The 20795-nt window shown below is 67.4% G+C and carries 19 protein-coding genes and 1 pseudogene; 10 read left to right on the forward strand and 10 right to left on the reverse strand.

Annotation, left to right across the window (positions count from 1 at the left end; translation table 11 throughout):
* The first annotated feature begins 143 nt into the window (after positions 1 to 143).
* Positions 144 to 1007 (forward strand): GNAT family N-acetyltransferase, encoded by an 864-nt coding sequence (locus tag FDO69_RS08335; protein WP_104779097.1) that lies wholly within the window; start codon positions 144 to 146, stop codon positions 1005 to 1007.
* An 81-nt stretch (positions 1008 to 1088) separates the two neighbouring features.
* On the opposite strand, the pseudogene FDO69_RS08340 reads toward FDO69_RS08335, so the two are convergent.
* Positions 1089 to 1499, reverse strand: a pseudogene (locus tag FDO69_RS08340) (GlcG/HbpS family heme-binding protein); the annotation flags it as partial.
* 67 nt (positions 1500 to 1566) lie between these two features.
* Complete coding sequence (locus tag FDO69_RS08345) at positions 1567 to 2775, reverse strand: MFS transporter (RefSeq protein ID WP_104779098.1); 1209 nt, start codon at positions 2773 to 2775, stop codon at positions 1567 to 1569.
* A gap of 141 nt (positions 2776 to 2916) precedes the next feature.
* Between FDO69_RS08345 and FDO69_RS08350 the strand changes: the two genes are divergently transcribed.
* Positions 2917 to 3381: a MarR family winged helix-turn-helix transcriptional regulator gene (locus FDO69_RS08350; protein WP_104779099.1), complete on the forward strand. Its 465-nt coding sequence runs from the start codon at positions 2917 to 2919 to the stop codon at positions 3379 to 3381.
* A gap of 62 nt (positions 3382 to 3443) precedes the next feature.
* Positions 3444 to 3896: a GNAT family N-acetyltransferase gene (locus FDO69_RS08355; protein WP_104779100.1), complete on the forward strand. Its 453-nt coding sequence runs from the start codon at positions 3444 to 3446 to the stop codon at positions 3894 to 3896.
* A gap of 58 nt (positions 3897 to 3954) precedes the next feature.
* Here FDO69_RS08355 and FDO69_RS08360 read toward each other — a convergent pair whose 3' ends face one another.
* Together FDO69_RS08360 and dnaB are read right to left on the reverse strand one after the other, a co-directional pair.
* Entirely contained in the window at positions 3955 to 5340 is a 1386-nt protein-coding gene (locus FDO69_RS08360; protein ID WP_104779101.1) for a serine hydrolase domain-containing protein, read from the reverse strand.
* Between the two features lie 70 nt (positions 5341 to 5410).
* Positions 5411 to 6892 (reverse strand): replicative DNA helicase, encoded by a 1482-nt coding sequence (dnaB, locus tag FDO69_RS08365; protein WP_104779102.1) that lies wholly within the window; start codon positions 6890 to 6892, stop codon positions 5411 to 5413.
* A 460-nt stretch (positions 6893 to 7352) separates the two neighbouring features.
* Between dnaB and FDO69_RS08370 the strand changes: the two genes are divergently transcribed.
* Positions 7353 to 8690 (forward strand): MATE family efflux transporter, encoded by a 1338-nt coding sequence (locus tag FDO69_RS08370; protein WP_104779103.1) that lies wholly within the window; start codon positions 7353 to 7355, stop codon positions 8688 to 8690.
* A gap of 167 nt (positions 8691 to 8857) precedes the next feature.
* Here FDO69_RS08370 and rplI read toward each other — a convergent pair whose 3' ends face one another.
* The 4 genes from rplI to rpsF form a co-directional block, all read right to left on the reverse strand.
* On the reverse strand, positions 8858 to 9304 hold the full coding sequence (gene rplI / locus FDO69_RS08375) for a 50S ribosomal protein L9 (protein ID WP_033309881.1): 447 nt from the start codon (positions 9302 to 9304) through the stop codon (positions 8858 to 8860).
* An 18-nt stretch (positions 9305 to 9322) separates the two neighbouring features.
* Positions 9323 to 9559 carry a 30S ribosomal protein S18 gene (gene rpsR, locus FDO69_RS08380; protein ID WP_003949403.1) on the reverse strand — a complete coding sequence of 79 codons (237 nt, stop codon included), beginning with the start codon at positions 9557 to 9559 and terminating at the stop codon, positions 9323 to 9325.
* A gap of 45 nt (positions 9560 to 9604) precedes the next feature.
* On the reverse strand, positions 9605 to 10201 hold the full coding sequence (locus FDO69_RS08385; RefSeq protein ID WP_104779104.1) for a single-stranded DNA-binding protein: 597 nt from the start codon (positions 10199 to 10201) through the stop codon (positions 9605 to 9607).
* Positions 10202 to 10270: 69 nt separating this feature from the next.
* Complete coding sequence (gene rpsF, locus FDO69_RS08390) at positions 10271 to 10561, reverse strand: 30S ribosomal protein S6 (protein ID WP_104779105.1); 291 nt, start codon at positions 10559 to 10561, stop codon at positions 10271 to 10273.
* Positions 10562 to 10825: 264 nt separating this feature from the next.
* On the opposite strand from rpsF, the gene FDO69_RS08395 reads away from it, so the two are divergent.
* From FDO69_RS08395 to FDO69_RS08405, 3 genes are all read left to right on the forward strand, one after another.
* Positions 10826 to 11131, forward strand: a complete 306-nt coding sequence (locus FDO69_RS08395; RefSeq protein WP_104779106.1) for a hypothetical protein — start codon at positions 10826 to 10828, stop codon at positions 11129 to 11131.
* Between the two features lie 168 nt (positions 11132 to 11299).
* Entirely contained in the window at positions 11300 to 12421 is a 1122-nt protein-coding gene (femX, locus tag FDO69_RS08400) for a peptidoglycan bridge formation glycyltransferase FemX (protein ID WP_031137685.1), read from the forward strand.
* 81 nt (positions 12422 to 12502) lie between these two features.
* Entirely contained in the window at positions 12503 to 13534 is a 1032-nt protein-coding gene (locus FDO69_RS08405) for an alanine racemase (protein ID WP_104779107.1), read from the forward strand.
* A 102-nt stretch (positions 13535 to 13636) separates the two neighbouring features.
* Here the strand turns inward: FDO69_RS08405 and FDO69_RS08410 are convergent, their stop codons facing one another.
* Positions 13637 to 15151 carry a glycosyltransferase family 87 protein gene (locus FDO69_RS08410; RefSeq protein ID WP_104779108.1) on the reverse strand — a complete coding sequence of 505 codons (1515 nt, stop codon included), beginning with the start codon at positions 15149 to 15151 and terminating at the stop codon, positions 13637 to 13639.
* A gap of 170 nt (positions 15152 to 15321) precedes the next feature.
* Here FDO69_RS08410 and FDO69_RS08415 point away from each other — a divergent pair, with 170 nt between their 5' ends.
* Positions 15322 to 15762 carry a hypothetical protein gene (locus FDO69_RS08415; RefSeq protein WP_138430074.1) on the forward strand — a complete coding sequence of 147 codons (441 nt, stop codon included), beginning with the start codon at positions 15322 to 15324 and terminating at the stop codon, positions 15760 to 15762.
* Positions 15763 to 15923: 161 nt separating this feature from the next.
* On the opposite strand, the gene FDO69_RS08420 is transcribed toward FDO69_RS08415, so the two are convergent.
* Positions 15924 to 18575 (reverse strand): transglycosylase domain-containing protein, encoded by a 2652-nt coding sequence (locus FDO69_RS08420; RefSeq protein WP_234387874.1) that lies wholly within the window; start codon positions 18573 to 18575, stop codon positions 15924 to 15926.
* 402 nt (positions 18576 to 18977) lie between these two features.
* Between FDO69_RS08420 and FDO69_RS08425 the strand changes: the two genes are divergently transcribed.
* Both FDO69_RS08425 and FDO69_RS08430 read left to right on the forward strand, forming a co-directional pair.
* Complete coding sequence (locus FDO69_RS08425) at positions 18978 to 19661, forward strand: PadR family transcriptional regulator (protein ID WP_104779111.1); 684 nt, start codon at positions 18978 to 18980, stop codon at positions 19659 to 19661.
* A gap of 44 nt (positions 19662 to 19705) precedes the next feature.
* A complete protein-coding gene (locus FDO69_RS08430) occupies positions 19706 to 20788 on the forward strand; it encodes an inositol-3-phosphate synthase (protein WP_104779112.1) in 1083 nt (360 codons plus the stop codon).
* Positions 20789 to 20795: the final 7 nt, after the last annotated feature.

Below are 20795 nucleotides of genomic sequence, written 5' to 3' on the forward strand. Positions count from 1 at the left end.
GGCGTCCGGCGTTCTTACCTGTTTCACGTGAAACATCCGGCACCGGCCCCCTGCTGTCGGGGCGGCGACAACTGGCCAAAAGCTCGTACGTCTCCGCTGAAACAGGTGGACGTCAGGGGCCCTCGTCGGACAGCCTGACCTGCGTGCCGACTCCTTCCCTTGCCTCCTTGCCCATCCGCCGTCTGACGCTCCGCGATCTGGCCGCCTGCGCCGACTTGTCCGAGGACCGGGGGTGGCCACGGGAGGAGCACAAGTGGGGCTTCCTCCTCACGGCCGGAAAGGGCTACGGCATCGACGACCCCGAGGGTGGCCTGCTGAGCGCCTGCGTCGTCACCGAGTACGGACCGCAAAACCCCGCCCTCGCCGCGATCGGCATGGTCCTGGTCGCCGGACGGCATGCCCGGCAGGGCGTGGGACGCCGGCTGATGCGTCACGTCGTCTCGGCGATGGGCACCACGCCGCTCACCCTGCACGCGACGCCGAACGGCCGCCCCCTCTACGAGGAACTCGGCTTCAAGGTCACAGGGCGGGCCGAGATGGTCCTCGGGCACTTGACTCCCGGTGGACCGGAGCCGGAGGTGGCCACCCGCGCCGCGACCGCCGAGGACCTCACCGCCATCCTCCGTCTCGACGAGCAGGTCTTCGGGAGCGACCGCACCCACATCGTCACCCGGCTGCCGGCCTTCGCCGACCAGTTGCGCGTGGCCGAGGACGGCGGGCAGATCATCGGGTACGCGGCCGCCTGGCCCAACATGGACACCCACGTCGTCGGGCCGCTCATCGCGCGCGACACATCGGTGGCCCAGGCTCTCATCGCCTCCCTGGCCGCCCGCACAGACCGTCCCCTGCGCACCGACATCGACGTGCGTCACGAGGAACTCCTCGCGTGGGTGAAGGAGCGCGGCCTGCAATCCGTCGCCTTCAACTCGGTGATGGCCTACGGGATCGCCGAGCTGCCCGGCGACTGGAGCCGGCGGTTCGCGCCGGTCACGGTCGCGGCGGGCTGACGAGCCTCGATACGACGACGTCGGCACCCCGAGAACAGGGAACCGGCGTCGTCGCGCCGCAGGGGCCGGTTCAGGCGAAACCTCCACGGCGGCCGTGGCGAAGCCGTGGATCCTGCTCCGGGGCGCCGCCGCCGACGCCTATCGCGCCGATCAGCCGGCCGTCGCGGTGCACCGGCACGCCTCCGGCGATGAACAGCAGCGGCCGGTCGAGCGCTGTCGGCAGCGTGTGGAAGAGGCCTCCGGGCTGCACCGCGTCCACCAGGTCGGCGGTGGGCGCGTTCAGCTGGAGGCCGTGTAGGCCTTGCGGGTGCTGGTCTCACCGGAGATCAGCACGGCTCGGTCGTCACGCCGGAAGGCGAGCAGCTGGCCGCCCGCGTCCAGGACTGTGACGCTGACGGTGACGCCTGCGGCCTCGGCGGCACGGTAGGCCGCGGCCACGAGGATGTCGGCGTCCTGAGTGGTCAGCGGGGCGACGGCGGTGGTGGTGCTCATGAAGAGGTTCTCCTGAAGGACTTACCGTCGTTCCGGATCGTGGGGCCGGTTGGGGTGTGGATGTTGCTCAGTGGCGGACAGCAGCGCGCTGCTCGGCCGGTGTGGCTACCGTGACGACGGTGCTGGGACCACCGGCGCGACGCTCCAGGGCGGCCGAGAGGAAGGCCAGGACCAGGGCACCGGCAGCCAGGGCGGCACCGACCCAGTTGGGTGCGGTGTAGCCGAGGCCCGTCGCGATCACCAGGCCACCGAGCCAGGCGGAGAGCGCGTTGCCGAGGTTGAAGGCGCCGATGTTCACCGCGGAGGCCAGGGTCGGGGCGCCGTGCGCCTGGTCGAGAACGCGCTTCTGCAGCGGCGGCACGGTGGCGAAGCCCAGGGCACCGATCAGCGCGATGGTGATCGCCGAGAGCACCTTGTCGTGGGCGGTGAGGGTGAACAGAGCCAGGACGACGGCCAGGGCACCCAGGGAGACGTACAGCATGGGCATCAGGGCGCGGTCGGCGAACGTGCCGCCGACCAGGTTGCCGCCGACCATGCCGAGGCCGAAGAGGACCAGCAGCCAGGTGACGGAGCCGTCGGCGAAGCCCGCGACATGGGTCATCATCGGCGCGATGTACGTGATGGCGGCGAAGACACCGCCGAAGCCCAGGACGGTCATGGCCATCGCCAGGAGGACCTGCACGTTCTTGAACGCGGCCAGCTCATGTCGCAGACGCGCGCCCTCCGCCTTGGGCATGTCAGGGACGAGCCGGGCGATGCCGGCCAGGCCGACGACGCCGAGGGCGGCGACGATGCCGAAGGTCACCCGCCAGCCGACGGACTGCCCGACGAGCGTGCCCAGCGGGACACCGACGACGTTGGCGACGGTCAGACCGGTGAACATCATCGCGATGGCACCGGCCTTCTTGTCCGGGGCGACGAGGTCCGCCGCGACGACCGACCCGATGCCGAAGAAGGCGCCGTGGGCCAGTGAGGCGACGATCCGGCCGATCAGCATGACGGAGAAGGCGGGGGCGAGTGCCGAGAGCAGATTCCCCAGGATGAAGAGGCCCATCAGCAGCATCAGCATCCGCTTACGGGAGATCTTGGTGCCGAGCACGGTCATCAGCGGCGCGCCGAACATGACGCCCAGCGCGTAGCCCGTCACCAGGTAACCGGCGATGGGGATGGAGACCCCGTAGTCGGACGCGACCTCGGGCAGCAGGCCCATGATCACGAATTCCGTCGTTCCGATCCCGAAGGCCCCGATCGCGAGGGCCAGAAGCGCGAGAGGCATGGAGGGTTACCTTCCCAGATGATTGCAGGAGCGCCTAGCTTGCGTCCACAATAGTTGCAGACGCGGGCTACAAGCAAACGCCGTCAATTGCGGTTCTGCTCTATCCTGGGTGTCAGCCGCTCCGGGACGGAGGAAACGCCAATGACAGCGACGGACCCCGCGCTCACCGCTCTCGCCCAGAGCTGGTGCGCCCTCTCCCTGCTCCATGGGAGGATCGAGGCCAGCATCGAGCGCGCCCTGCAGGCCGGGCACGACCTCAGCGCGCGGGAGTACTCACTGCTGGACGTGCTCAGCCGGCAGCACGACGGCGACGGGGGCCATCTGCAGATGAAGCAGGTCGCCGACGCGGTCGTTCTCAGCCAGAGCGCCACCACGCGCCTGGTCACCCGGCTCGAAGACCGGGGCCTCCTGGAGCGCTACCTGTGCCCCACCGACCGCCGGGGCATCTACACCAACGTCACCCCGGCGGGCCTCGAGTTGCTGGAAGCGGCGCGTCCGACCAATGACGCCGCCCTGCGCGAGGCTCTCGACGAAGCGGCGAAGAACCCCGAGCTGGCACCGCTGGTCCGAGTGGTGGAGACGCTGAAGGCTCCGGTGCCCGCATAGGGCACCCGAGTACGGCCGACGTGCGGCGTCTGCGCACCGCCGACTGTGCGTAAGGTGCGTTCATGGGAGATCTTGAGATACGTGCCGCCGCCGCCGACGACGTCCCCGCGATCGTCGCCATGCTGGCGGACGACCCTCTGGGGGCACAGCGCGAGTCGCCGGACGACCTCACCCCGTATCTGGCGGCGCTGGAGCGGCTCAGCACCGACCCGAACCAGCACCTGGTCGTGGCGGTCCGGGAGGGCAGGGTCGTCGGCACACTCCAGCTCACGATCATTCCCGGTCTCTCCCGGCGCGGTGCGACCAGGTCGATCGTCGAAGGGGTGCGCATCCATGCGGACGAGCGCGGCAGCGGCCTGGGAACCCAGCTCATCGAGTGGGCGATCGAAGAGTCCCGGAACGAGAGGTGCCAGTTGGTCCAGCTGACCTCTGACAAGACCCGCGCCGACGCCCACCGCTTCTACGAGCGGCTCGGGTTCACGGCCTCCCACACGGGCTTCAAGCTCCAGCTGTGACCGAGGGATGTGGGCGTCCTGTTTCACGTGAAACAGGACGCCCACGCATCCCACCGCGCTAACCGATTCCGCGCCATCCCTCGGGGTCGACGCCACCCGGCACCGGAGCACCCTCGTCGTACGGCTGACGCGTGAACACGAACGAGCCGAGGTCCAGGTGACCCACGGACCCATCCGGCCGCCGTACGGCCTTCAGAAGCTCGCCGGCGTAGTAGCCCTCCAGTCCCGTCCAGGTGCCGTCGCCGTTCGCACGGAACCGAGAGCGACGCCCTGCACCGGTCAATGGCCCCAGCGAGAGGAGCCCGTCGGCCGTCAGGCGCAGAGCGAAGGCGTGCGTCCCCCAGTACCACTGGCCCGTCAGCTCCAGCAGTGACTGATCGACATCATGGAGCGGCTTCCACGGTGCGGGGATCCGCGGTTCCGCCTCGACGACGATACGGACCAGGTCGGCCGCGAGGGGGAACAGCAGTGGTCCTGACGTGGAGTTGGCCAGGGTGATCGCCGCCACGTCGTCCTCGACGCTGATCATGAGACACGCGAGGAAGCCGGGCAACGACCCGGTGTGGCCGACAAGGGACCGCCCGTTCCGTCGCCGGATCTCCATGCCCAAGCAGTAGGCGTAACCGCTCGCCACGTCCGCCGCCTCGTGCGGGGCTGACGGCGTCCTCATCTCCCTCAGTGACCCGGCGCTCAGCACTCGCTCGTCGCCGTTGAGCAGGAAGGCCGCGAACCGCGCCAAATCACCGGTCGTCGACCAGAGTTGACCGGCCGGCGCCATGCGCCCCAGGTCCTCGATGGGCTCGGGAAGCATCACGTCGGCCCAGGGATGTACCGCCCAGCCACCCGCGTTGGGCGCCTGTGGGCGCACGCTTGTGCGATGCAGCCCCAGAGGTTCGAGCACTTCACGCCGAAGGACGTCCTCCCAGGAAGCCCCGCGGAGCTTCTCGATGAGCGCGCCGAGCAGGGCGTAGCCCGGATTCGAGTAGTGGAACCGTCGGCCTGGCGGAGTCAGCAGGGGTCGATCACCCAGTACGTCGGCCAGCTCGGGCCGCAGGGATCCGGGGCTCCGCTCCCACCACGGGCCTGGTGTCTCGGCCGCCAATCCGCCTGTGTGCGCGATCAGTTCGGCGACGGTCACCTCCCCCACGCCGGTACCCGGCAGATGCTTCTCGAGCGGATCGCCCAGAGCCAGAGCGCCCTCGTCGCGCAGCCGTAGTACGAGAACCGCCGTGAACGTCTTGGTGATCGAACCGATCCGGTACTGCACGTTCTCGTCCGGCGCATGCCCCTCCACCGAGGAACGCGCGCCCGTCCACACCGTCGTACCGTCCCGCACGACGGCCGCGACGAGCGAGGGAGCCCGCCCCTCGGCCTGTGCGACGGCGATCCGGTGCAACAGAGCGCGACGGGTTCCGGGAAGCAACTCTTCGAGAGATCTCGTCATGGACCCAGTCCACCCGGCCGGACAGCCCCGCGTCGAGCACATTCTGGCGGGGCGGAGAGACCTGGTCGGATCAGGTCTGGGCCATGTCAACGAACCGTGAGTAGTGGCCCTGGAAGGCGACCGTGATCGTCGCTGTCGGGCCGTTTCGGTGCTTGCCCACGATGATGTCCGCCTCGCCCGCCCGCGGCGACTCCTTCTCGTACGCGTCCTCGCGGTGCAGCAGGATCACCATGTCGGCGTCCTGCTCGATGGAGCCCGACTCACGCAGGTCGGACACCATCGGCTTCTTGTCCGTGCGCTGCTCGGGACCACGGTTGAGCTGGGAGAGCGCGATCACCGGAACCTCCAGCTCCTTGGCCAGGAGCTTGAGGTTCCGGGACATGTCCGAGACCTCCTGCTGACGGCTCTCGGAACGCTTGGAGCCGCCGGCCTGCATCAGTTGCAGATAGTCGATGATCACGAGCCTGATGTCGTTGCGCTGCTTCAGCCGACGGCACTTGGCGCGGATTTCCATCATCGACAGATTCGGGGAGTCGTCGATGTAGAGCGGTGCGGACGAGACCTCGGGCATCCGGCGCGCCAGACGCGTCCAGTCCTCGTCCGTCATGGTGCCGGACCGCATGTGGTGAAGGGCGACGCGGGCCTCCGCGGACAGCAGGCGCATCGCGATCTCGTTGCGCCCCATCTCCAGGGAGAAGATGACGCTCGGCAGGTTGTGCTTGATCGACGCGGCCCGGGCGAAGTCCAGGGCCAGCGTCGACTTACCCATGGCGGGGCGGGCAGCGATGACGATCATCTGCCCCGGGTGCAGGCCGTTGGTGAGCGAATCGAAGTCCGTGAACCCGGTCGGCACACCGGTCATCTCGCCGCTGCGCGAGCCGATCGCCTCGATCTCGTCGAGCGCGCCCTCCATGATGTCGCCGAGCGGGAGGTAGTCCTCACTGGTGCGCTGCTCGGTGACCGCGTAGACCTCCGCCTGGGCGCGGTTGACGATCTCGTCGACGTCGTCGTCGGCCGCGTATCCCATCTGCGTGATGCGCGTACCGGCCTCGACCAGGCGGCGCAGGACGGCCCGCTCGTGAACGATCTCCGCGTAGTACGCCGCATTGGCCGCCGTGGGCACCGTCTGGACGAGGGTGTGCAGATACGAGGCCCCGCCGACCTTGTTGATCTCGCCACGCTTGGTCAGCTCGGCGGCGATCGTGATGGGGTCGGCCGGCTCGCCCTTGGCGTAGACGTCGAGGACAGCCTGGTAGATCGTCTCGTGGGCCGGCTTGTAGAAGTCGTGGCCCTTGAGGATCTCGACGACGTCGGCGATGGCGTCCTTGGACAGGAGCATGCCGCCGAGGACGGACTGCTCGGCGTCGATGTCCTGCGGCGGTACCCGCTCGAACGACGGGGGCGATCCACCGTCCCACGCCCCGTTGTCCCTGCCGCGCTCGTGTTGATCGTCGCGGCCCCGGGCCCCGTCACCACGTCGGCGGGAAGCGGGCAGACGATCACTGGGACCGCTGTCGGCCCAGGGGTCGTCCAAGGGCTCGGAAATGCTCACCGAGCCACCTCCTCCCGTCCGCCGAAGCAGACCTAGCCGTGCCCCTCTTTTCTACGGCACGGCACTGACAAATAAGAGGCCCAACTCCGTTTGGCACGCGCCGGTTTTGTGGCGTTTTGTAAACCGGCGGACGGAGCGGGCGCCGGACTACCGTAGGCCCCTGGGCACCGTCAGCCAATCTGGTTATCCACAGGCCATGTGGACGACGGCCCAGATGCTGTGGAGAACTCCGCGAAACCTGTGCACGACCCGGTGGACAGGCCTGTGAACAAGCCGCGACTCTCAGCAGAACAGGGGCACTGACCTGCACCTTTACCGTCCACGGGCTGTGCAGAAGAAAAACTTTCCCAACCAGCCCAAGATCAGGTCGAACAGTGCACAGCAGTGCGCACACCGAGACGAAGAGTAAGGGTCTCAAATCCTTTGCATCTCTTACCTGTGGACGATTAGATTGGTGCGCATGACACAGGCCCCCGCGCGCCACCCCTCCGGCCGGAGACAGCACGATCGAGAGATCATCGCGCTGGCCGTGCCTGCCTTCGGTGCCCTCGTCGCCGAGCCCCTCTTCCTCATGGCCGACACCGCCATCGTGGGCCATCTGGGCACGGCTCAACTCGCCGGTCTCGGCGTCGCCTCGGCCCTGCTGATGACCGCCGTCAGCGTCTTCGTCTTCCTGGCCTACGCCACAACAGCCGCGGTGGCCCGCCGTGTCGGCGCGGGCGACCTTCAAGCCGCCATCCGACAAGGGATGGACGGCATCTGGCTGGCTCTGTTCCTCGGCGCTGCCGTCGTCGCCGCCGCGCTGCCCGCGGCACCCCACCTCGTGGACTTCTTCGGCGCTTCGGACGCGGCAACTCCCTACGCGATCACGTATCTGCGCATCTCCGTGCTCGGCATACCGGCCATGCTCGTCGTCCTGGCCGCAACGGGCGTCCTGCGCGGGCTGCAGGACACAAAAACACCGCTTTATGTCGCTGTCGCGGGCTTCGTCGCCAACGGCGCACTCAATGTCGGGCTCGTCTACGGTGCAGATCTGGGGATCGCCGGTTCCGCGTGGGGCACCGTCATCGCCCAGTGCGGCATGGCCGCGGTCTACCTCGTGGTGGTTCTGCGAGGGGCACGCAAACACGGGGCCTCGCTGCGCCCGGATGCCGCTGGGATCAGGGCCTCCGCGCAAGCCGGTGTCCCCCTGCTGGTGCGCACCCTCTCGCTGCGGGCGGTCCTGATGATCGCCACGGCGGTCGCCGCCCGTCTCGGGGATGCCGACATCGCCGCCCACCAGATCATCCTCTCGCTGTGGAACCTGCTGGCCTTCGCCCTCGACGCCATCGCCATTGCGGGGCAGGCCATCATCGGGCGCTATCTGGGAGCCGGTGACACCCAGGGCGCACGGGAAGCCTGCCGCCGCATGGTGGAGTGGGGAATCGCCGTCGGCGTCGTCCTCGGTGTCCTGGTGGTTCTCGCCCGACCAGCGCTTCTGCCTCTGTTCACCAGCGACCCGACCGTCAAGGACATGGCGCTGCCCGCCTTGATCATCGTCGCCCTCTCCCAGCCGATCTCCGGCATCGTCTTCGTCCTGGACGGCGTACTGATGGGCGCCGGCGACGGCCCTTACCTCGCCTGGGCCATGCTGCTCACCCTGGCGGTGTTCACGCCGGCTGCTCTTCTGGTCCCGGTACTGGGCGGTGGACTCACGGCCCTCTGGGCCACGATGACGCTGATGATGACTGTGCGGATGCTGACCCTGTGGCTTCGCACCCGCTCGGGCCGGTGGATCGTGACGGGCGCGACTCGCTGACCGTTTCACGTGAAACGCTGCCTGTTTCACGTGAAACAGGGAGTGCTCCGCAGAACGCGGTGTTTCACGTGAAACACGGAGCCGCCCGACGGTAGGCGCCCGGCAGACACGAATGAGGCCGCACCCCTGAGGGTGCGGCCCCAACGCTTACTGCTTCAGCGCGGCACTCAGGCCGCGACGACCTCGATGTTGACCTTGGCGGCAACCTCGGGGTGCAGACGCACGGACGTCTCGTGAGCGCCCAGCGTCTTGATCGGCGAGCCGAGCTCGATGCGGCGCTTGTCGACCTCGGGGCCACCGGAAGCCTTGATCGCGGAAGCGATGTCGGCCGGGGTGACGGAGCCGAAGAGTCGACCGGCGTCGCCGGAGCGCACGGCCAGACGGACCTTGACGCCCTCGAGCTGGGCCTTCACAGCGTTGGCCTGCTCGATGGTCTGGATCTCGTGGATCTTGCGAGCACGACGGATCTGCTCGACGTCCTTCTCGCCACCCTTGGTCCAGCGGATAGCGAACTTCCGCGGGATCAGGTAGTTGCGAGCGTAACCGTCCTTGACGTCGACGACGTCGCCCGCGGCACCGAGGCCGGAGACCTCGTGGGTGAGGATGATCTTCATGAGTCGGTCACCCTTCCCTTATCGCGCGGTGGAGGTGTAGGGCAGCAGCGCCATCTCACGGCTGTTCTTCACGGCCGTGGCGACGTCACGCTGGTGCTGCGTGCAGTTGCCGGTCACGCGGCGGGCACGGATCTTGCCGCGGTCGGAAATGAACTTCCGCAGCATGTTCGTGTCCTTGTAGTCCACGTACGTGACCTTGTCCTTGCAGAATGCGCAGACCTTCTTCTTCGGCTTGCGCACAGGCGGCTTAGCCATGGTGTTTCTCCTGTGTGATCAAGAAGTGTGAGTGCGAACCCGCCCCTAGAAGGGGGGCTCGTCCGAGTAGCCGCCGCCACTGCCGCCGCCGGAGTTTCCACCCCAGCCGCCGCCACCGCCCTGGTTGCCACCGGCGGGAGCGCCGGTCGCCCACGGGTCGTCGGCGGGAGCGCCGCCACCCTGCTGGCCGCCACCGGAGCCGCCGCCCCAGCCGCCGCCACCCTGGGCGCCGCCACCGCCGCCGCCGTAGCCACCCTGGCCACCCTGTCCACCGCGACCGGTGGTCTTGGTGACCTTGGCCGTGGCGTTGCGCAGGCTGGCGCCGACTTCCTCGACGTCCAGCTCGTAGACCGTGCGCTTGACACCCTCACGGTCCTCGTAGGACCGCTGCTTCAGCCGGCCCTGCACGATGACGCGCATGCCTCGCTGGAGCGACTCGGCGACGTTCTCCGCCGCCTGACGCCAGACCGAGCAGGTCAGGAACAGGCTCTCGCCGTCCTTCCACTCGTTCGTCTGGCGGTCGAAGGTGCGGGGGGTGGACGCGACACGGAACTTCGCGACCGCCGCACCGGAGGGGGTGAAGCGCAGCTCGGGGTCGTCGACAAGATTGCCGACAACCGTGATGACGGTCTCGCCTGCCATGGGGGAACCTCTCGGCGGGTTTGCTCTGGCTGCTTGCTACTCGAATCCCGGGATCAGCTGAGCCGAAGCTCAGTGCATCTCGGGACGGAGGACCTTGGTCCGGAGGACCGACTCGTTCAGGTTCATCTGGCGGTCGAGCTCCTTGACGACCGCAGGCTCGGCCTGCAGGTCGATGACCGAGTAGATGCCCTCGGGCTTCTTCTTGATCTCGTACGCGAGACGACGACGGCCCCAGGTGTCGACCTTCTCGACCTTTCCGCCGCCGTCACGGACGACAGAGAGGAAGTTCTCGATCAGCGGAGAGACAGCGCGCTCCTCGACCTCGGGGTCGAGGATGACCATCACCTCGTAGTGACGCATGTGGAACCCACCTCCTTTGGACTCAGCGGCCACGGTCGTTCCGTGGCAGGAGGGTTGTGATGCGTAGCAACGGTATCGGCCACCACTGACAGTCGGGGCTTGTGAAGAGAAGCCCCTGCCATGACGTGGGCAGACACCGGTGCGGACGGTACAGAGTACCCGCACAGCGGCTTGCGGTTGAAATCCAGCCGTCAGGGCAGCCAATCTGTACCCATCGGGTGTGTATGGCGCTACCGTGCGCCGACCTTTCGCAGGAGGTGCCCTATGGCACAGGCATTGCGACCCAACACCGCCGGCGGCCTCTTCGCCACGGACGGCAAGCCCCATCCCCTCCAGGACACCCTGCTCGCGGTGACCCTGGTGCTGGGCCTCACGTCGTTCCTCACGGCGATCATCGACGAGGACCTGCATCTGCTCAGCTCCTGGGCCGGTCTCGTGGGCATCCTCACGGGTGCGTACGGCCAGTGGACCTCGGAGACGACCCGGGAGCGCTTCGGTCTCATCCTGGGCTTGGGCGCATCGGGCGTCGGGTTCTTCCTGGGCATGGCGCACGGCGGCCTCATCGGCTGACGCCGGGACACCTCCTCATCTGAACACCGCATCACGCCCCGGCCGGACTCGGGCCGGGGCGAAGGCCCCGTACGCCCAACCGGCGCGCTCTCAAGGCGCAGTAGGCTTCGCGCGAGAGCCGGAGCCCCTGTACCCATGGGGACACACCAGCCCGAGGAGCGCCCCTAAATGAGCCTGACCCTGAGGACCATCAGTCGCGAGCAGCATCTGGCCTACATCCAGAGCCTGCCGTCGGCGAGCCACATGCAGGTCCCGGCCTGGGCTGACGTCAAGGCGGAGTGGCGCTCCGAGAACCTCGGCTGGTTCGACGACCGCACCGGCGAGATGGTCGGCGCCGGTCTGGTCCTCTACCGGCAGCTTCCCAAGATCAAGCGCTATCTCGCCTACCTGCCCGAGGGCCCGGTCATCAACTGGTTCGCGCCGAATCTGCAGGAATGGCTCGAACCGATGCTGGCCCACCTGAAGCAGCAGGGCGCCTTCTCCGTGAAGATGGGCCCGCCGGTGATCATCCGGCGCTGGGAGGCCCCCTCGATCAAGCAGGGCATCCAGAACCCGGACGTCAAGCGCCTGCGCGACATCGAGGCCGACCACATCGAGCCGCGCGCCTTCGAGGTGGCCGACAAGCTGCGCCGCATGGGCTGGCAGCAGGGTGAGGACGGCGGTGCCGGCTTCGGTGACGTCCAGCCCCGCTACGTGTACCAGGTGCCGCTGGCGAACCGCTCCCTGGAAGAGGTCCACAAGAACTTCAACCAGCTGTGGCGCCGCAACATCAAGAAGGCCGAGAAGGCCGGCGTCGAGGTCGTCCAGGGGGGTTACCAGGACCTCGAGGAATGGCAGCGGCTGTACGAGATCACCGCCGTGCGCGACCACTTCCGGCCGCGCCCCCTGTCGTACTTCCAGCGCATGTGGACGGCCCTCAACACCGAGGACCCCAACCGCATGCGGCTGTACTTCGCCCGCCACAACGGCGTGAACCTCTCGGCGGCGACGATGCTGATCGTCGGCGGGCACGTCTGGTACTCCTACGGCGCCTCCGACAACATCGGACGTGAGGTCCGGCCCTCGAACGCGATGCAGTGGCGGATGCTGCGCGACGCCTACGCTCTCGGCGCCACGGTCTACGACCTACGCGGTATCTCCGACTCGCTGGACGAGACCGACCACCTCTTCGGCCTGATCCAGTTCAAGGTGGGTACCGGCGGCCAGGCGGCCGAGTACCTCGGCGAGTGGGACTTCCCGCTGAACAAGCTGCTGCACAAGGCGCTCGACATCTACATGTCGCGCCGCTGATGTCCTGTTCAGTGCTTCTATACCTCTGACACACGGAAACCGCCGATACACGGCACCACGAGAAAGGTTCCAGGTCCGGCCATGGCGCTCACGCTCTACGTCGACACCGCGCGCTGGCGTGCGCACCACAAGCACGTGCAGGAACAGTTCCCGGGCCTCGTACCGGTCTGCAAGGGCAACGGCTACGGCTTCGGGCACGAGCGGCTGGCGGAGGAGGCCACTCGGCTGGGTTCGGACGTCCTGGCCGTCGGCACGACGTACGAGGCGGCCCGCATAAAGGACTGGTTCGGTGGGGACCTGCTGGTGCTGACGCCGTACCGGCGGGGCGAGGAGCCGGTGCCGCTGCCGGACCGGGTCATCCGCTCCGTCTCGTCGATAGACGGCGTCTACGGCCTGGTCGGCGCCCGCGTGGTGATCGAGGTGATGTCCTCGATGAAGCGGCACGGCATCAGCGAGCAGGACTTGGCGCAGCTGCACGCCGCCATCGAGAACGTCCGCCTGGAGGGCTTCGCCATCCACCTCCCGCTGGACCGCACGGACGGCTCGGACGCCGTCGAGGAGGTCATCGGCTGGATGGACCGGCTGCGTGCCGCCCGGCTGCCCCTGCACACCATGTTCGTCAGTCACCTCAAGGCCGATGACCTCGCCCGGCTCCAGCAGCAGTTCCCGCAGACCCGCTTCCGGGCCCGCATCGGCACGCGGCTGTGGCTGGGGGACCACGACGCCACCGAGTACCGCGGCGCGGTCCTGGACGTCACGCGCGTCGCCAAGGGCGACCGCTTCGGCTACCGGCAGCAGAAGGCGGCCTCCGACGGCTTCCTGGTGGTCGTGGCGGGTGGTACGTCACACGGGGTGGGCCTGGAGGCCCCCAAGGCCCTGCACGGCGTCATGCCGCGCGCCAAGGGAGTCGCCCGCGCCGGCCTCGCTACGGTGAACCGGAACCTTTCTCCGTTCGTCTGGGGCGGCAAGCAGCGTTGGTTCGCGGAGCCACCGCACATGCAGGTCTCGATCCTGTTCGTCCCGGCGGACGCGCCCGAGCCGAAGGTCGGCGAAGAGCTGGTGGCCCATCTGCGGCACACCACCACGCAGTTCGACCGGATCGTGGACCGCTGACCGTCGCGGCGCACCGTACCTCGCAGTACAGCAAGAAGGCCGTACACGGCTTCCCGTGTACGGCCTTCGGCGTTCCCGGCTACGGCGTCTCGCGCCGTTCGCTCAGAGCGAACCGCCCGTTGCGTCAGGCTTTCCCCACTCGACCGGTGTCCCACCGTCGAACTGGGCGGCCTCGTGCTGCCGTGGGCGGGCCGCTGGACCGAGAACGAAAACATCCTCGGCGCCGTCGAGCACTCCGCCCGAGGGGTCGTCGTCACCGGACCGGCGCACCGGATCCCGGTCCGGCATGAAGATGTCGCGCACGACCATCACGCACAGATACAGCGTCCCCAGCAGATGCAGCGCGATGGCCCAGTGGTAGCCGTCGGTGGGCAGCCCCTTGTGAGCCTCTCCGCTGGTCGTGTACGCGAGGTACAGCCAGATCCCGAGGAAGTACGCCACCTCGCAGGCCTGCCAGATCAGGTAGTCCCGCCACTTCGGACGGGCGAGAGCCGCCAGCGGCACCAGCCACAGGACGTACTGCGGCGAGTAGACCTTGTTGGTGAGGATGAAGGCCGCGACGATCAGGAAGGCGAGCTGGGCGAACCGCGGGCGGCGCGGGGCGGTCAGTACGAGGGCCGCGACGGCCGCACAGCACACCAGCATCAGCAGCGTCGCCAGTGTGTTGACGGTGTCGATGCTGAGCGGGTCGTCCGAGTTCTGGGCCATGATCAGCCAGAAGGAGCCGAAGTCGACGCCCCTTTCCTGGCTGAACGTGTAGAACTTCGACCAGCCCTCGAAAGCGAAGAGCATCACCGGCCCGTTCACGACGACCCAGGCGACGATCGCGCCCCCCAGAGCCGCCCCGAACTCGCGCCATTTGCCCGCGCGCCAGCACAGCACCATCAGAGGCCCGAGGAGAAGGAAAGGGTAGAGCTTGGCGGCCGTGGCAAGCCCCAGCAGGACGCCGAAGGCGAGGGAGCGGCCACGTGACCACATCAGCATCGCCGCGGCCGTCAGGGCGACCGCGAGCAGGTCCCAGTTGATGGTCGCCGTCAGCGCTGCGGCGGGTGCCAGGGCGACGAGCAGGCCGTCCCAGGGACGCCGGGCGTGGGTGCGGGTCACGCAGACGGCGATGACGGAAGCACACACCATGAGCATTCCGGCGTTGACCATCCAGTACCACTGCTCCTGGTCCTGGATGGCGCCGCTGCCGGGCGTGAGCCAGGAGGCGACCTCCATGAAGACGCCGGTGAGCACCGGGTACTCCAGGTACTGCATGTCGCCGGGAAGCCGGTCGAAGTACGGCACGAGCCCGTCGGCGAAGCCGCGCCCCTGGTAGAGGTGCGGGATGTCCGAGTAGCACGCGTGCGTGTACTGGGAGCTGGCGCCGAAGAACCAGGCGCCGTTGTAGCAGGGCGCCTTCTGGACCAGGCCGAGGGCGAACATGCCGATCGCCACCAGCGCGATCACCCGCACGGGCGTCCACCAGGACGACCCCAGCAGGGCACGTCGCCCGAGCGGGCCGCCGATCAGCTCGCTGCCGGCCGCGGCGACCTCGTCCTCCTTGGTCGGCCGCACCGGCTCCCGCTCATGGACGCTCGCTTGCGTCGATTCTGCACTGGGCATGCCGCACATCCTGCCGCACGGGTCCGGCGGCGGCGCCGGGCCGTCCTGACCGCGGCCTCGACCCGCGCTGGACAAAAGGCCAGCATTGCACCTAAATAGCCAAATTTAATAATCTTGAAGGAATTTTTAGGTACTGCTAGTTTCGAACGCAAGGCATTCATGCCAAGCAAGGGGGATCAATGAAAAACAGGACAAAACTCGCTCTCGTCACCACCGCGTCGGCGCTGCTCATCGGATTTACAGCCAGTCCGTCCCAGGCAGCCGCACAAGCCTATGCGAGTTGCGCTACGAGCCCGGCCGGAGCGGGTGGATCCGTTTCCACCAGCGGGTGGAAGTCAGGCGACCGAAGCATTCCCAGCCTGACGATGAAGTTGTATGACGAGGCCCCTGACAATCACCACGTGCGGATTCGACTCGTCGTTATGTACGCCGACACTCACAAGTACTTCGGGTGGCACCACAACTACGACGGCTGGGGAACTTACAAGGAGTTCCCCAGCCATGTTTCGCAGGGTGGCAACATCTTTGACGTCGGAATCCAGGCTGCCGTGTTCGAGGGGGACAGGCGGATCGACCACTGCACCAAGTGGGTTGGCGGAGGGTCGAAGGACCCTTCCTGAACCTCAGCGGTAGCCCGCGCCTCTTTGACCTGATGCCGGGACAGGTGATAACCGCCCTGTCCCGGCATCAATATTGTTCACGGGTTTTCTGATTCCGGAAAAAGCGAGAGGGCGCGATACGACTCGGTCGTATCGCGCCCTCTCATCGTGGCGTGTTTCCGCTAGCCCTCAGGGCCGCCGAAGATGCCTCCGTTGCCGTTTCCTCTGCTGTTGCCGTCCTCCGGATTCGTACCGGTTGGCGTGGGCTCGGGGGAAACCCCTCCGTCCGTGCCTCCATTGTCGGTGCCGCCGTTCTGCGCGCCACCGTCTTCCTCACAGCCGAAGAACCCGCAGGTGTCGCTCGGCGACGGCGAGGGAGACGAGCTCTCGCTCGGCGTGGGGCTCGGCGACTCCGTCACGGTCTCGCTGGGCTGCACACTGGGCGTCGGCTTCGGCGTCGGAGCGCCCAGCTCGTCCTGGATCTCGCCGATCTTCTCGGCGTCCGGGAAGCCGAGGTCGGGCTCACCCTTCAACGCGGCCTTCATGTACTCGGTCCACACCAGCGTGGGGACGTCACCACCGTGGATGGACTTCTCACCCGCCGTGCCGTTCATGGACAGCAGCTTGGCGCTCTTGGGGTCCTCACGGAACATCGCGACCGACGTCGACAGCTGCTGCGTGTAGCCGACGAACCAGGCCGACTTGTTCTCGTCGGTGGTACCGGTCTTGCCGGCCGCCGTACGGCCCAGGGAGAGCGCCTTCTTACCCGTACCGTTCTGGATGACGTTCTCCAGAACGTCCGTGACGTTGTTGGCCACGTTCTCCGGCATCGCCTGCGTGATCCTGGGCGGGTCGAAGCCCTCGACCTCCCGGCCGTTGAACTTGACGCTGGTCACCGAGTACGGGGAGGCCTGCTTGCCCGCCGCAGCGAACGACGCATAGGCATCGGCCATGCGGATCGCACTGGGAGTCGACGTACCCAGCGCGAACGAAGCGTTCAGGTCGGCGAAGCTGCTTTCCAGGATCCCGGACTTTTCGGCCAGGTCGGCCACGTTCTTCATCCCCACGTCCATGCCGAGCTGCACGAACGGCGTGTTGACGGACTGCTCCATCGCCTTGCGCAAGGAGATGTAGCCCCAGGGGTAGTCGCTCTCGTTCTCCTGGAAGAACGGGGTGTTGTCCTTCTTCAGGACGTAGGAGCCGTCGTTGTTCCTGACCTTGAGGTGGTCGTTGCCGTTGTACTTGCTCAGCGGTGAGAGGCCACCTTCGCTCCGGTAGGTGCCGTGCTCCATCGCGGCGGCGAGCACGAACGGCTTCCAGGTCGAACCGACGGGGACACCCGAGGTGTCCGCGTTGTTGTTGAAGTGGCCGTTCTCGTAACCCGCACCCCCGTAGAGCGCGACGATCGCACCGTCCTTCGGCTTCACTGAGGCCGCGCCGAACTGGACGTGCTTGTCCAGCTCGCGGTTCTCCGGGTCGAGCTTCTCCTTCTCGACCTTCTTGACGGCCTTCGCCAGTGCCTCGACGTTGGCCTTCTTGAAGGTCGTCTTGATCTGGTAGCCACCCAGGTCGAACTGCTTCTCGGAGATGTTCGAGTGGTTCAGGACGTACTTCTTGGCCGTGTCGGCCAGATACCCGATCTGGCCGGTCATGCCCTTGGACGCCTTGCGCGGGTCGGGCACGGGGTACTTCTTGATCGCGTCCTGGTACTGCTTGTCCGTGATCCTCTTGTCGTTGTGCATCTGCTCGAGGATCCAGCCCCAACGCGCCTCGGAGCGCTTGCGGTTGGCATCGGCGGTCGCCGTCTTGTCGATGCCGTCGTTGCCCGCGGGGTCGTAGTACGTCGGGCCCTTCAGGAGTGCGGCGAGGAAGGCGCACTCGCTCGCGTCGAGGTCCTTCGCCTCCTTGCCGTAGTAGGCCTGGGCAGCGGCCTGGATGCCGTACGCACCACGGCCGTAGTAGGAGGTGTTGAGGTACCCCTGGAGGATCTCGTCCTTGGAGAGCTTCGTGCCCACCTTGATCGAGATGAACATCTCCTTGAACTTACGGCTGACCGTCTGTTCCTGGCTCAGGTAGGTGTTCTTGACGAACTGCTGGGTGATCGTCGAACCACCCTGCGTGTCACCGCCCCGGGCCATGTTCGCCAGGGCGCGTGCGATACCCATGGGGTCGACACCCGAGTCGTCGTAAAAGCTCTTGTTCTCGGCCGAGATCACCGCCCACCGCATCTCCTTGGGGATCCGGTCGATCGTGACGTTCTGCCGGTTCTGACCGCTGCCCGCCGCGACCATCTGGGTGCCGTCGGACCAGTAGTAGACGTTGTTCTGCGACGACGCCGCGGCGTTCTCCTCGTTGGGGACGCCCACCATGGCGTAGCCGATGCCCGCCACGGCCACCAGGCTGCCGAAGAAGGCGATGCACAGCCCGGAGACGAGCTTCCAGGACGGCACCCAGCGCTGCCAGCCGTACTTGCCGGCTCGCGGATAGTCGATCAGCCGCTTCTTGTCGGGGACGGCGGCGGCGCGGCCTCTGCCTCGCCCGGGCCCGTTCGGCCCGCCAGGTGCGGCGCGCCGGCCGCCACGGGCCGGTTCGGCCGCTCTGCGGCGGCTGCCACCCGTACTTCTCTGCGCCGCACGGCGGGCCTCGGCACGGCCGCCGTACTGACGCTCCTCACCCCCTGAGTCGAGAGCGTCCGACCCATAGGAGTCGGACGGAGACCCGGTGGCGCCTCGCGGTGCCGCGCGGCGGCCGGAGGACGAGCCGGACTGGCCGCGTCGGGCCGCGGCACGTCCGCCTCCCTGCGGCTGCGGCGGTTTGCGACGGTGCTCGCTCATCGAACGACTACTCCTCGGGCAGGCGCACCCCTGCGCGCCTGGAAACGGCGGCTAGTTTCCGGTCCCCCCGAAGTACGGATGCGGTCGGCTCCGCATTCATCGGTCCCGCATGCACCCGTACTACACCGAAGACGACGACGCTCTCAGGCGTCACTCGGTTCCCGGTGATGTGCATGGCGCACAGACTACGCACCGCCAAAACCTGCCGAGCCCCGAAGTTCACCTCAAATCAGGCAACTCGCATCGGATGAAGCGGTGATGTGATCCCGTTCACCCACCCCCCTCTTGTCGCATCCGGAAGGCCGTTCTATCGTCATGATGTATCGACTCGATACATCAGCTCGACACATCGGCCCGACACATCGGACTGATACACGCGCACCGCGGCGAGAGGAGGCGACGATGAGCCGGCGTTCCGGCATCCTCGAGTTCGCCGTCCTCGGCCTGCTCCGCGAATCTCCGATGCACGGCTATGAGCTGCGCAAACGGCTCAACACCTCGCTGGGTGTGTTCCGTGCGTTCAGCTACGGGACGCTCTACCCCTGCCTCAAGACGCTGGTCGCCAACGGCTGGTTGATCGAGGAAACGGGCAGCACCACCGAGGACGCCCTCGCCGCCCCCCTCACGGGCCGCCGCGCCAAGATCGTCTACCGGCTGACGGCGGAGGGCAAGGAGCACTTCGAGCAGCTGCTCTCGCAGACCGGGCCCGACGCATACGAGGACGAAACCTTCGCAGCCCGTTTCGCCTTCTTCGGGCAGACCTCACGCGATGTCCGTATGCGCGTGCTGGAGGGCCGCCGCAGCCGGCTGGAAGAGCGGCTGGAGAAGATGAGCGCTTCCCTGGCCCGGACCCGGGAGCGCCTCGACGACTACACGCTCGAGCTCCAGCGCCACGGGATGGAGTCCGTGGAGCGCGAGGTGCGCTGGCTGAACGAGCTCATCGAGAGCGAGCGGGCGGGGCGGGACCTCAAGGGTCCGGCCTCCGGAGAGCCCGCTTCGCGTGACACCACATCTGGAACGTCGGGCGTCCTGCCCCGGCCGGGGGACGACCCCCGTCCGGATGCGCCCGACGACACCGCCACGTGAGAGCCCATTCAGGGCCTCACTCGTACACACAGGGAGCAACCGGAATGGGTTCGGTTCGCGTAGCCATCGTCGGTGTGGGCAACTGCGCCGCATCGCTGGTGCAGGGAGTCGAGTACTACAAGGACGCCGACCCGGCGTCCAAGGTGCCGGGCCTGATGCACGTCCAGTTCGGCGAGTACCACGTCCGCGACGTCGAGTTCGTCGCCGCGTTCGACGTGGACGCCAAGAAGGTCGGTCTCGACCTGGCGGACGCCATCGGCGCCTCCGAGAACAACACCATCAAGATCTGCGACGTGCCCAGCACGGGTGTCACGGTGCAGCGCGGCCACACCCTCGACGGCCTCGGCAAGTACTACCGCGAGACCATCGAGGAGTCCGCCGAGGAGCCGGTCGACGTCGTCCAGGTCCTCAAGGACCAGCAGGTCGACGTCCTCGTCTGCTACCTGCCCGTCGGCTCCGAGGACGCGGCGAAGTTCTACGCGCAGTGCGCCATCGACGCCAAGGTCGCCTTCGTCAACGCCCTTCCGGTCTTCATCGCCGGCACCAAGGAGTGGGCGGACAAGTTCACCGAGGCGGGCGTCCCGATCGTCGGGGACGACATCAAGTCCCAGGTGGGCGCCACCATCACGCACCGTGTGATGGCGAAGCTGTTCGAGGACCGGGGCGTCATCCTGGACCGCACGATGCAGCTGAACGTCGGCGGCAACATGGACTTCAAGAACATGCTCGAGCGTGACCGCCTCGAGTCGAAGAAGATCTCCAAGACGCAGGCCGTCACCTCCCAGATCCGCGACCGTGAACTGGGCGAGGGCAACGTCCACATCGGCCCGTCCGACTACGTCGCCTGGCTGGACGACCGCAAGTGGGCCTACGTCCGCCTCGAGGGCCGCGCCTTCGGTGACGTCCCGCTGAACCTGGAGTACAAGCTCGAGGTCTGGGACTCCCCGAACTCTGCAGGCGTCATCATCGACGCCGTGCGCGCCGCGAAGATCGCCAAGGACCGTGGCATCGGCGGTCCCGTGCTCTCCGCGTCGAGCTACTTCATGAAGTCCCCGCCCGTGCAGTACTTCGACGACGAGGCCCGCGAGAACGTCGAGAAGTTCATCAAGGGTGAGGTCGAGCGCTGACGCGCCG

It is taken from the genome of Streptomyces tibetensis, assembly GCF_007655005.1.
In the GTDB taxonomy this organism is placed as follows: domain Bacteria; phylum Actinomycetota; class Actinomycetes; order Streptomycetales; family Streptomycetaceae; genus Streptomyces; species Streptomyces tibetensis.

Excerpts from the sequence above, each read along its gene's own strand:
- FDO69_RS08345 (WP_104779098.1), bottom strand. The coding sequence starts at position 2,775 with ATGCCTCTCGCGCTTCTGGCCCTCGCGATCGGGGCCTTCGGGATCGGA.
- FDO69_RS08350 (WP_104779099.1), top strand. The coding sequence starts at position 2,917 with ATGACAGCGACGGACCCCGCGCTCACCGCTCTCGCCCAGAGCTGGTGC.
- FDO69_RS08355 (WP_104779100.1), top strand. The coding sequence starts at position 3,444 with ATGGGAGATCTTGAGATACGTGCCGCCGCCGCCGACGACGTCCCCGCG.
- FDO69_RS08360 (WP_104779101.1), bottom strand. The coding sequence starts at position 5,340 with ATGACGAGATCTCTCGAAGAGTTGCTTCCCGGAACCCGTCGCGCTCTG.
- FDO69_RS08370 (WP_104779103.1), top strand. The coding sequence starts at position 7,353 with ATGACACAGGCCCCCGCGCGCCACCCCTCCGGCCGGAGACAGCACGAT.
- rplI (WP_033309881.1), bottom strand. The coding sequence starts at position 9,304 with ATGAAGATCATCCTCACCCACGAGGTCTCCGGCCTCGGTGCCGCGGGC.
- rpsR (WP_003949403.1), bottom strand. The coding sequence starts at position 9,559 with ATGGCTAAGCCGCCTGTGCGCAAGCCGAAGAAGAAGGTCTGCGCATTC.
- FDO69_RS08385 (WP_104779104.1), bottom strand. The coding sequence starts at position 10,201 with ATGGCAGGCGAGACCGTCATCACGGTTGTCGGCAATCTTGTCGACGAC.
- rpsF (WP_104779105.1), bottom strand. The coding sequence starts at position 10,561 with ATGCGTCACTACGAGGTGATGGTCATCCTCGACCCCGAGGTCGAGGAG.
- FDO69_RS08395 (WP_104779106.1), top strand. The coding sequence starts at position 10,826 with ATGGCACAGGCATTGCGACCCAACACCGCCGGCGGCCTCTTCGCCACG.
- femX (WP_031137685.1), top strand. The coding sequence starts at position 11,300 with ATGAGCCTGACCCTGAGGACCATCAGTCGCGAGCAGCATCTGGCCTAC.
- FDO69_RS08405 (WP_104779107.1), top strand. The coding sequence starts at position 12,503 with ATGGCGCTCACGCTCTACGTCGACACCGCGCGCTGGCGTGCGCACCAC.
- FDO69_RS08410 (WP_104779108.1), bottom strand. The coding sequence starts at position 15,151 with ATGTGCGGCATGCCCAGTGCAGAATCGACGCAAGCGAGCGTCCATGAG.
- FDO69_RS08415 (WP_138430074.1), top strand. The coding sequence starts at position 15,322 with ATGAAAAACAGGACAAAACTCGCTCTCGTCACCACCGCGTCGGCGCTG.
- FDO69_RS08420 (WP_234387874.1), bottom strand. The coding sequence starts at position 18,575 with ATGAGCGAGCACCGTCGCAAACCGCCGCAGCCGCAGGGAGGCGGACGT.
- FDO69_RS08425 (WP_104779111.1), top strand. The coding sequence starts at position 18,978 with ATGAGCCGGCGTTCCGGCATCCTCGAGTTCGCCGTCCTCGGCCTGCTC.
- FDO69_RS08430 (WP_104779112.1), top strand. The coding sequence starts at position 19,706 with ATGGGTTCGGTTCGCGTAGCCATCGTCGGTGTGGGCAACTGCGCCGCA.